8 protein-coding genes are annotated in these 10,855 nt (G+C 40.4%); 1 reads left to right on the top strand and 7 read right to left on the bottom strand.

Annotated features, from left to right (window positions below; genetic code table 11):
* Positions 1-3: 3 nt before the first annotated feature.
* The 4 genes from dnaN to J7K40_10170 all read right to left on the bottom strand — a co-directional run bounded on the left by dnaN (position 4) and on the right by J7K40_10170 (position 4,655).
* Positions 4-1,119 carry a DNA polymerase III subunit beta gene (dnaN, locus tag J7K40_10185; GenBank protein MCD6162766.1) on the bottom strand — a complete coding sequence of 372 codons (1,116 nt, stop codon included), beginning with the start codon at positions 1,117-1,119 and terminating at the stop codon, positions 4-6.
* A gap of 350 nt (positions 1,120-1,469) precedes the next feature.
* Positions 1,470-2,318 (bottom strand): DNRLRE domain-containing protein, encoded by an 849-nt coding sequence (locus J7K40_10180; GenBank protein MCD6162765.1) that lies wholly within the window; start codon positions 2,316-2,318, stop codon positions 1,470-1,472.
* A gap of 65 nt (positions 2,319-2,383) precedes the next feature.
* Entirely contained in the window at positions 2,384-3,502 is a 1,119-nt protein-coding gene (locus tag J7K40_10175; protein ID MCD6162764.1) for a hypothetical protein, read from the bottom strand.
* A 664-nt stretch (positions 3,503-4,166) separates the two neighbouring features.
* A complete protein-coding gene (locus tag J7K40_10170) occupies positions 4,167-4,655 on the bottom strand; it encodes a metal-dependent transcriptional regulator (GenBank protein MCD6162763.1) in 489 nt (162 codons plus the stop codon).
* 313 nt (positions 4,656-4,968) lie between these two features.
* On the opposite strand from J7K40_10170, the gene J7K40_10165 reads away from it, so the two are divergent.
* Positions 4,969-6,189: a hypothetical protein gene (locus J7K40_10165; protein MCD6162762.1), complete on the top strand. Its 1,221-nt coding sequence runs from the start codon at positions 4,969-4,971 to the stop codon at positions 6,187-6,189.
* Positions 6,190-6,250: 61 nt separating this feature from the next.
* Here the strand turns inward: J7K40_10165 and recQ are convergent, their stop codons facing one another.
* The 3 genes from recQ to J7K40_10150 all read right to left on the bottom strand — a co-directional run bounded on the left by recQ (position 6,251) and on the right by J7K40_10150 (position 10,569).
* Complete coding sequence (gene recQ / locus J7K40_10160; protein ID MCD6162761.1) at positions 6,251-8,422, bottom strand: DNA helicase RecQ; 2,172 nt, start codon at positions 8,420-8,422, stop codon at positions 6,251-6,253.
* A gap of 435 nt (positions 8,423-8,857) precedes the next feature.
* Positions 8,858-10,156, bottom strand: coding sequence for a permease (locus J7K40_10155; GenBank protein MCD6162760.1), 1,299 nt, complete (start codon positions 10,154-10,156; stop codon positions 8,858-8,860).
* A gap of 80 nt (positions 10,157-10,236) precedes the next feature.
* Positions 10,237-10,569, bottom strand: coding sequence for a winged helix-turn-helix transcriptional regulator (locus J7K40_10150; GenBank protein MCD6162759.1), 333 nt, complete (start codon positions 10,567-10,569; stop codon positions 10,237-10,239).
* Positions 10,570-10,855: the final 286 nt, after the last annotated feature.

The raw sequence follows: 10,855 nt of genomic DNA, 5'->3' as shown, positions 1-10,855 counted from the left end.
CCTCTACTCCATCAATCTCAGCGGCATTATCAAAAACAGGTTGGTTTCGTTCTCGGATGATGTTTGAGGTTTTATAACAGTGGCAGTAGTGGAATTGCTAAGCTCGAACTGCACCTCGTCGCCGTCAATCTGCTTGAGAACATCAAGAATATAATTTGCGTTATATCCTATATCCAACTCCTCTTCACTATAAGACACTTTAAGCGATTCTTTAGCCTCGCCTCCAAAATCGAAATTAGTTGCCGAAAGCTCGAGGTTATCATTAGCAATGGCAAATTTCACCTGGCGGGTTAGCGAATTTGAAAGAATCGATACTCTTCTAACCGCCGCCTGCAAAAGTTCCTTTTCTACTAACATAATTTTGTCGTTATCTTTTGGCACTACCTGTTCATAATTAGGATAGGGTCCCTCAAGCAGCCTTGATGTAATAACAGCGTCCTCAAGCATAAAGACAATCGAGTTTTCATTTAGGATAACGCCGATTTCGCCGGTATCGTCGCTGGTTAGCTTAATAAGATTATCGAGAATCTTCGGCGGAATGACAATATCTTCCTTGTAGCCGGTAATTTTAATATCGGTTCGAGTAATTTTCGCCAACCGGTGGCCATCCGTAGCGACAAGATTTAAGCCATTCTCAGAGGTATGCCATAAAACGCCGTTCAATGCCGGACGGGTTTCGTCTTTTGAAACAGCGAACAATACCTTTTTTATCATCTCATAAAAAGATTGCGCCTTTATCTTAATTTGACGGCCGGGATGTATATCGGGAAGTTTCGGGAAATCTTCCGCCGAGAAACCTGAGAGTTTATAAGTGCCCGACCCGCATTTTATTTCCATCCTGTTTTCCGAGGCGATAATCTCCAACTCGTAATCGGGAAGCTCCTTTACTATCTCTGAAAACACTTTCGCCGGAACTGTGATGCTGCCTTTATCTAAAACCTCAACATCTATTGTGGAGGTCATTGACACATCAAGGTCTGTTGCTTTCAACTCCAGTTTATCGCCCTGAAGATCAAATAATATGTTGGACAGAATAGGGATTGTCGATTTCGGCGGCACTATGCTTTGAAGACGAGACACAGCCGTATTCAGTTTTGCTTTGTTTGTTTTAAATCTCATATTTCCTCCACTTTATATCTTTGCTGCAGCCGCCTTTTAGCGCAGTCAGCTCCAAATCAATTTAAGTATTCTACGCCGATATTATCTATTAAAATACCATTCATGTCAATTTAAATATTTAGTTAAATATCTTGATAATTCACAAGTAAAATTTGAAATGTTTTAATATTTTGTAAAAATATTGAAAGCTGGTGCACGAGGACATATACCAGCCACTTGAAATTCACAAGTGAAATTTGAATTTATTTAGCCCATACAAATGTGTGTATTGGCTGAAAGCACCGGTTAATACCAAAGGGCAAGCCGCAGACTTCGCGCCCTGCCCTTTTAGCTGATTGCGATATTGGCAGTTACTTTAATAACACCAGTTTCTTAGTCTGCGCAATTTCACCAACCTTTATCGTATAAAAATATACCCCTGATGACAGATCAGCCGCATTCCATGCAACTTGATAATTGCCAGCATGTTGAACTGTGTTTACAAGTGTTTTAACCTTATGGCCAAGGATATTATATATTTCTACGGCAACATCTGATGATTTAATCAGATTATAGCTGATTGTGGTCGAATTATTAAATGGGTTCGGATAAGCATTTATCGTAAAGTTGTCAGGAACATCGACTTGCTCGTTAATCCCACTTATGCCGGTTATAGCAAGATGGGGACGATAACTTTGTGAGCTTTCCCGCGAATAGAACTTGCTGAACTTGCTGCCCGATTGAGCCTGCATAACAAAGCCGTAATTTTCCATATAGCCGTCTAACCATTGCTGAACCATATCAGTAATATCAATTTGATGCCAGTCATTGACAGAGAAATTATGATGCGCCCAGATATTATTATCATGCTGAATATGAACATTAGCCGGCCAGGTATCCTCGTTCCAATCCACAGTAATATGATAGAAATCTACGCTTGTAATTCCCCCTGAGGGACATCCGAAAAATCGATAAAGATTTAATATGGCGCTTTCGATTTCCCGACCCATGTAATCATCAAGGTCAAACTTCATCATAATTCGCTCATAGTGTCCCTGCGGAGAATAATTAGCTGCCCATAACTGCTCAGTCGGATGCGGATCGGCATGATCGGGATCGGTGTACATATCAGCGATCGGCGCTATATCATCAGCATAAGCCGCCGCAAAACAGCAAAACGATATCGCCAAAATGACATGAATTATTTTTCTCGTAATCATTTTTTCTCCTTAATAATTTGCTAACTACATTAGCAGTATTAAAAATCATCTATTTAAAGCAAGGCTTAGAAAAGACCGCCCTGCATCCTAACAATCAACTTATTCGCTTCATCATATCCAAGAATGCCAGTGTCTGCTAAAGGCATTTCATAGTCGATTCTTAATGTGGTTTCAGATGAGCCAAGCCCCAAAGTAATACCGGCAGTTAAGTAAGATAGTGTATTATCACCGTCTGCGTTGGCGGCTTTGTTCCATGATTGATACCTTAGATAAGGCTGCATGAAAGGCATCATAACCTGCCCAGTGTTTAGAGTATAGCCGCCCTCAACATAGAAAGCGTTCATTTCAAGGTCTTCGCTCTGCAGAGTATCGCCGGAAATCATATAGGCGGCGCGAATCGGATTGGGATCATTAAACCCAGTACCCAAATAATATTCGCCGCTTATATGAGCATTGTAATTTTCATACAAAGCACCAAAAGCCATTCGAGAACCGTCATAAGGGATATTTTTCATTTCCGCATAATCAAAAACTTTCCATTGCCAGTCGGTATAAAAACCGCCGATAGCCAAACCCTCTACAGGCGTTCGGAATTGCAATCCCATATTGATATCATGTTCGTCATCAATAGAGTTGCTCAATCCGTTAAAGTAACCTGCTTGAGCGTGAATCCCCATCCTCTCATCGATATCGTAATCAGCCTCAATAACTGCGCCGGTTGGATGACATTGAGAGAATATAGTGGCAAAACGCGGCTTCTCGGCGGTTAAGACATCCGTACATTCTTTATATAACTCAAAACCGCGCATTGAATGACCTTTCATGATTCCCGCCTTGAGGAATTTGAGGGGTTTATAAAATAAAGAAGCCTCCGATACCGAAACAGCTCCCGATGATGCCCCGCAGGTAGATACGCTGATTTCCATACAGTATTCAGCATAATCGCTAATCTCACCATCTATCTCAAAACCGGCATGGCGAATCTCAAATCTATTAGAGGGAACCGTGTAAATTGACATGCCGGTACTGTCATCAACGATATCATCGCCTGAAAATATCAATGATTGAACTGCAACCTCAACGTGAAATTTCGGCATTTCAATCTCGCCGGCGTATATTGCATTTGTTGAAAACGCTATAAAAAATATCGATAATAATAGTAAAAATTCCTTATTTCTTTTCATAATTATCTCCTCAACATTCAGTGTAAATTACAGGTTGTGTTAACGCTTTATTGTTATTTTAAATTAACAATAAAGCAATCTATTTGATTTTATAATAATTTTAGATTTGTCAGATAAGGAAATTAGGAGGAGCCCTCAGCCGGTGCCGGTTATAAATATTATTGATAAGAGCAAGCTTTCTTTCGTCAGAAAATGATTTGACTATTGCATAGAAGAATAAAAAAATAAAAACGATAATGATTGCATTATTCAGCAGAGAAGTGTAATGGTTTATGAATAGATAGTCGCTGTTAGTATGCGAATGTTGTTTGTTCTGAGAATTTTCCGAATGCTCATTCCCTGAGGGATGACTATGAACAATCGCTCTGCCATCCGGCAATATGTGAATATGAAGAGATATAAGAGTCGCTATAATAAAACCTATCAGGGAAAGTAGAATAATAACTGATAATAACCTCAATAGGTTTTCATGTGAATTGAACTTTCTCATTGTTGATATTCTATATTTCTTGTTTATAATCTGTTCTATATCTCGAAGTTAATAAGCAGATGACGGGCGGAACAACACCGCCCATCATCAAAGTAGATATGGCACGGCAGACAATTTCCATAAACCATACCATTATTCAAGGAGGATGCTATGCTAAAGTTAACAATAGCCATTTTATTGATCTGTTTTCCCCTGTTTATTACAGCGAAATCCAAATCCCTCTGCCCATTCAAATCCTTCACCGGCACAGTGTTCAGAGAATTCTATGAATTTGGCAAATTTTTCCAGGATTTCCCGCGGCATAATATGTTCCATTTTGCAGGCGGTTTCATCAGCAAGTTTTAAATCAACCGCCAAAACTTCTATGAAAAATCTTCTTATCGTTTGGTGACGGCTAATAATATCCTTGGCAATAATTACACCTTTTGCAGTTAAGGTTATAACTTGATATGGAGCATGATTGATTAATCCTCTGCCGGATAATATATGAAGCGCTCCGCTTACTGAGGATTTATTTACATTTAGCCGCTCGGATATCTGTTTAACTCTGGCAACCTTTTTTTCTGAGGTAATATGATAGATTGTCTCAAGATAGTCTTCAAGGCTTTCGCTCAAAACCGGATTTGGCAGTAAATCAAGTTTTTTTAACCATAAGTTCGTCATGCCGAACATAATACGAATTAACTAACTGCAAGTCAAGATATTTTTTAAGCTTTTTTTGCATGACGTGTAATCGCCATATATATCATACGTTATGACATACGGGGTGGCTTTGGAGGTAATGTTGTTAAGATATAAATAAATGTTTGCGGCTATGAATATTAATTTTAATTTTATGTAGCTGTTATGACAACTTTTTTATATCTTTGTCGGTTGTGAATAAAGTGTGATAAATTTATTCGGAAACTTAAAACATTTAGGGAAGTAAAGTATTTTAATAGTTCATTTTAAAGCTAAGCAAGTAAAGGAGAAGCGGATGCCAAAGAGGATATCATTGCAATGGGGTATTATGGTGATTGTTCTGGCCATAATATTTACTTATTGTGTGCCGGTTAAGGCGGGGCAGTTTTCAGCAGATCTGGTTATCAGCGAGGGGAATAATACCCAGACAGGCAAAATTTTTGTTAGCAATGCAAAATACCGCCTGGAATTAACAGATGATGACAAGGAAATAATAGTTATCGTAGATACAGAAGCTGCTATAACAAAGATATTACTGCCTGCGGAAAGAAAATATATGGAGTATAATATCAATGACCCGTTTTGTTTGAAAAAAGACCCATTTCAATATGTCAGGAATATAGCTGCCTCAGCTAAAGTCATTTTTATAGGCAGAGCAGAACTTGATGAAATGAGATGTGATAAATATATTATTAAGCAAATGGGACAGAAGCTTATCACCCAATGGGTATCTCCCGATATTACTTTCCCGATTAAGATAATTATTCATACCTCAAATGATAAAACCATTGAGTTGAAAGATATCAAACAAAGCATAATTCACAGTTCTTTACTTGAAGTTTTGCCTGAATACCAATTAATAGATAGTCCCGAAAAATTGCCAATTGAGACGCCGAACTGGGCAAAAAATATATCATCTGCGCCGGTTGTGAAACCGCCCTTCGAGCAGGATATGTCAGTTGGTGATATTATCCGGGTAAAAGTGGCACCGGGCAAATCCTTTGTCATAAAGGGCACAAACAAAACTAAGAGCAAAGCCATCGCCAAAGCAATTCCATTCAAAAAAGGCAAACCTGTAAAAGATATCGCGTTGATTGGTAATTTCATCAAGAAAGGCACATTATACGAAAGACGCCACGAAACCCCCAAAGAGGCGGATGAGATTGTTATTTATATGTATGAAGGCGAGGCGACAATTAGCGGTAAGCATTTCGATATGCATGAAAAAAGCTTAGCTGCCGGAGAGGAATTTCGGCTGGCAATAAACAACCGTGATGAAATCGAAGCGAGATTTATTAACTTAGTTAATGATGAATCGGTTTGCGTGTACGATTTTTTAAATCAGGGGCAACTAGTTAGCGAGGGACCGTTAAGCTATAGAACTATCACTCTTGACAAGAAAAATGAAGCGCAATATAAAACCTTAAGGGGTATCATGGCAGATGAAATTGTTGTGAAGGTTAAGGAAGGGAAAATACTGCTTAAGATTGGGCAGTATGATGCGTATGGATTTTAATTGTAATACAATCGTTTTTATATTAATCAGCGGCTAATTGCATTCGCAGCGCGGTTAACAATTATTCCTCGTTGCGGATGAATGCCATACATAGACGTATCGTGTCGTATTCTATCTCGCCGTTTAGGAACTCATGAATCGGTTTCAGTCGTTCTTCGCTATCGGTCTGACAGGCGGCGGCTTTAACAATTTTATATGTTTTTTCATCTACCCATGGATAAGGATCGGTGAGCTTTTCTTTCTCGATAAAATCGGCAAGATATTGAGTTGTAGTCGATTTAGCTCTATCGATTTTATCGGCGACTTTATTAATGGAAAAACCCTGCGAAAAATGCCTAAAAGCTTCATGCTTGGCAATATTTACATTTTTTCGTGATTTTGAACTTAGAGATGGAACCTCATAAATTCTCCTTGACGGCTCAATATCCATCTTAACAGAATTAGTTCGACAATACTCTTTAATAGCTTTGATAAATCTCTTGCCATATTGCCGGTTTTTACTTTCACCAATGCCATTAACCATGAGAAAGCCATCCCGCGTAGAGGGACGCTGTCTGGCCATATCACGCAGGACAGCATCGCCAAAAACGATATATGCCGGGATGTTTTTACTGTCGGCAATCTGTCGCCGCAAAACCCGTAATTCCTCAAACAGCTCTTTATCCACACCTTCCCATGATTCCTCGGCGGTTTTTGATGTTTTAATTGGTTTTACGGTCGGTTTTAGCAGATGCGGCGTTTCTTTCCCTTTTATGACATCCCATCCCTTTTCGGCAACTTCGAGCACATTAAATTCCCCTGTTCTTCGGATATAGCCTTGCCCTGTTAATTGCTCAATCCAATCACGAACAATCCGTTTTGGGTATTCTGATAAGATGCCATAGGTGCTTAGCTTATCATGGCTATTGTTTAGGATTCGCTTATCTGATGATCCGGTTAGCGTAAGGGCGGTATATTCGGCGCCGAAATTTTCCCCCAAACGTACAACACATGAAAGGATTTTTTGAGCAGTCGTCAAGGAATCGTCAATATATTCAAGGCTGCCAAGACACACATCGCAGGCATAGCAGTTTTCTTTATCGTACTTTTGGTTAAAATAATTAACAAGCGCTTTATGTCGGCATGATATGCCGGTGCAGTAATTATATATATCACTTAGCTTCGCCATTGAGATGTTAAATGAATCCGGATTATTTTTCCCAAAGATAAATTTCCATGTCATAAAATCTTGCCCCGAATAAAGTAAAAAGCACTCAGCCTCAAGACCATCTCTGCCTGCCCGGCCGCTTTCCTGTTGGTAATGTTCGAGGGATTTAGGCATTCCGGCGTGTATTACATAACGCACATTGGATTTATCGATGCCCATACCGAAAGCTACTGTGGCGACAATAATATCAACTTTTTCCTCGATGAATGATTCCTGGTTTTGCTTGCGTTTAATATCCTCCATGCCAGCATGATATGGCAAAGCTTTATAGCCCATTTCATTCAGGGCGGAACACATCTCGTCAACATCCAGCCGCCTGATGCAATAAATGATGCCGGATTCGCCTTTATGGCGGTCGATGATTTCGCAAACCTGCTTCAGCTTATTGGCAATTCCCCCAACTTTATAAACAAGATTCGGCCTGTCGAACGAGCCTATTAACAACTTCGGTTCATTTAATTTTAATTGTACGGCAATATCACTGCGAACCCGTTCTGTGGCTGTGGCTGTATAGGCATGGATAGCTATTCCGGGAAATACTTCCTTTAGTTTTCCCAGTTGACGGTATTCCGGCCGAAAATCATGTCCCCACATGCTTACGCAATGAGCTTCATCTATTGCAATAAATGACAGTTCATTGCTTTTCAGAAACTCCATAAAACCGTTCATGAATAATCTTTCGGGGGAGAGGTAAAGCAGTTTAAGCGACCGATTTTTAATCTTTTCAAAAACGGCATTCTGCTCTTTAGCCAATTGCGTGCTCTCGATTCGCGCCGCCGTTATGCCGCACTCTATAAGAGCATCAACCTGGTCTTTCATCAGGGAAATCAATGGTGATACAACAACTGCCAAACCCGGTTTGATTAAAGCCGGCGCCTGAAAACATAACGACTTGCCGCCGCCGGTAGGAAAAACGACAATCGAATCCCGATTATCAAGCACACATTGCATAGCCTCTTTCTGAAATGGCAAATAACTGTTGTAGCCCCAGTATTTTCGCAATACATCTTCGAGATTTGCAGTCATTACATCCTCAGTATCAAAATACTTGAATGAAAGTAGCGAAATTTATTTTTATTGGCAAGTCAAAATTATTTTGGAGTTTCCCCTTTTTTTTCAGAATATTGCAGTAGAATTTTATGAGTCGTCAGGAACCCTTTCCTGAAGACGTCGATGTTCTCATAACAGAAGGCAGGAAGGGGTTCCTGCCTTCGCGAAAAATATCTCAACCCCATAGAAATAGTCGGGGCTGGAAAATTTGACATTGTACATTGCGGGTCGGTTTCTCCGCCCTAAGCGGACAGCAGCGGGGAGAAACACGACTAAGACTAATATATCAGGACCAAAATTTAGACCCCGAGATTGGTGGGATACCTTTTTTATGTTGTGCTGTCGGGCGTCTTTTACCATCAGCATTTATTTGGCGGTGCCATGCTGTTAAGTGCGGGGATATGGCAATACTTAAAATATTGCTCCATATATCATTCCGCTGATAGTCGCCATAGTAATAACCAGCATGACAAAAACCGTTGTTTTTTTTGTGCCTATTACGCTTCGAATAACCAGCATGTTCGGCAGCGATAGTGCCGGTCCTGCTAATAAAAGCGCCAATGCCGGGCCTTTGCCCATACCATTGCCGATTAGCCCCTGCAAAATTGGCACTTCGGTCAAGGTTGCAAAATACATAAAAGCTCCAGCAATTGAGGCGAACAGGTTTGCGCCAAAGCTGTTTCCGCCGACTGATTGACTTATCCACTGGGAGGGTATAATTCCCTCATGCCCGGGGCGGCCAAGCAATAAACCGGCTGCCAATACTCCGAAAAACAGAAGCGGCAATATCTGTTTGGCAAAGTTCCATGATTGCTCGAACCACTCGCCGGTTTGCCCTTTGCTTGTGCCTGTAATGATTGAAAATCCGACTACTGCCGCCGCAAAAGGTATAATCGGTTCTTGCGGGAATAAAAATGCCAGTATAGCCGTCACAACTGCCGTTATCAATATTTTCCACCAGGCTATGCCGAACCATATTATTAAAATAACACCGAAGAAGACCGATGCTATACTGGTGATAATCCATTTGAGAGAATAGATAGTATGCCACAATCCGACTGTTTGCTCCGGCTTGCCCCAATTGGCAAAGATAAGTATCGCTACCATTGCCGCGAAATATAATCCATTTTTTGTTAGGGAGCGGGTAGTTTCCTGTTCGGGCATCGCTATTTGATTATCAGCTTTAGCAGTCTCCTCTTTCCTGAAAATGACATGCATCAGTAAGCCAATCACAACGCTGAAGATAATTGCTCCGGCAGCGCGGGCGATACCGAGTTCCAGCCCAAGCACTCTGGCGGTTAGAATAATGGCCAGAACATTAATTGCGGGACCCGAATACAAAAACGCAATCGCCGGGCCAAGGCCGGCACCCATGCGATATATACCGGAAAAAAGAGGCAGAACCGTGCATGAGCAAACCGCTAAGATTGTTCCCGAAACTGAGGCTACACCATAAGCTAATACTTTTTTAGCGTTAGCCCCAAGATACTTGATTACCGATTCCTTGCTTATAAAAACAGCGATTGCTCCGGCAATAAAAAAGGCGGGAATTAAGCATAGCAAGACATGTTCGCGGGCATACCATTTTGTAAGAGATAATGCTTCATATACGGCATTTTGAAAACGCAGGGAGCTAATCGGCAAATAAAAAAAAGCCAGGAAAATCGCAATGATCCAAACTAACGGTTTCCATTCATTTATAAGTTTCAATTGTTATATGCTCCGGCAAAGCAATACAATGATTAATAGAAATCCAGTCATGTGTTTATTAGAACAAGAAATATTCATTATTATTTTTGTTTCTCGTTTATCAATGCTAATTGTTCCTTAACAGTCGATTCTATTACTGCCTCTACACAGCTAAAGAAATTAAGTACGCAAGGGAACCGCAATCTATAATAGATTTGCAATCCTCGTTTTTCATTAATGACAATCCCGGCCTCTTTTAAAATCGATAGATGTTTTGATACTGTAGACGAGTCGGCTCCGATCATATTTGTTAGGTCGCTCACACATTTTTCATGATGCGAAAGCTCATCAACAATAAAAAGACGGGTTGGATGAGCCATTGCTTTTATTATTTTGGCGCGAGCCTCGAAAAGATTTTTCTTATTTTTATCCATCAAAACACCTGCTATTATAATAGGCTATTTGGCAAGATAGCCAAATAGTATCTTTTTGTCAAGCCGTTTTATCCCGGTTTTCACAGTTGCTTTTTTATGGCAGTAGTTATCATATAAGGCATTGCTATGAATCGATATCATTATATATTTAGGTACACTACTGTCCAACCTTTTGTCCGCCTTAGGCGGATGCTATTTTAAATTGTCAAACGCTGTTGTTGTAGTTAGCATCTTTTGTCCGCCTTAGGCGGATGCTATAGTGATGTCATTCCCAACACTGCCCGCG

This window comes from Candidatus Zixiibacteriota bacterium, from assembly GCA_021159005.1.
Classification (GTDB): Bacteria; Zixibacteria; MSB-5A5; order UBA10806; family 4484-95; genus JAGGSN01.
This window is presented reverse-complemented; position numbering and strand designations above follow the sequence as displayed.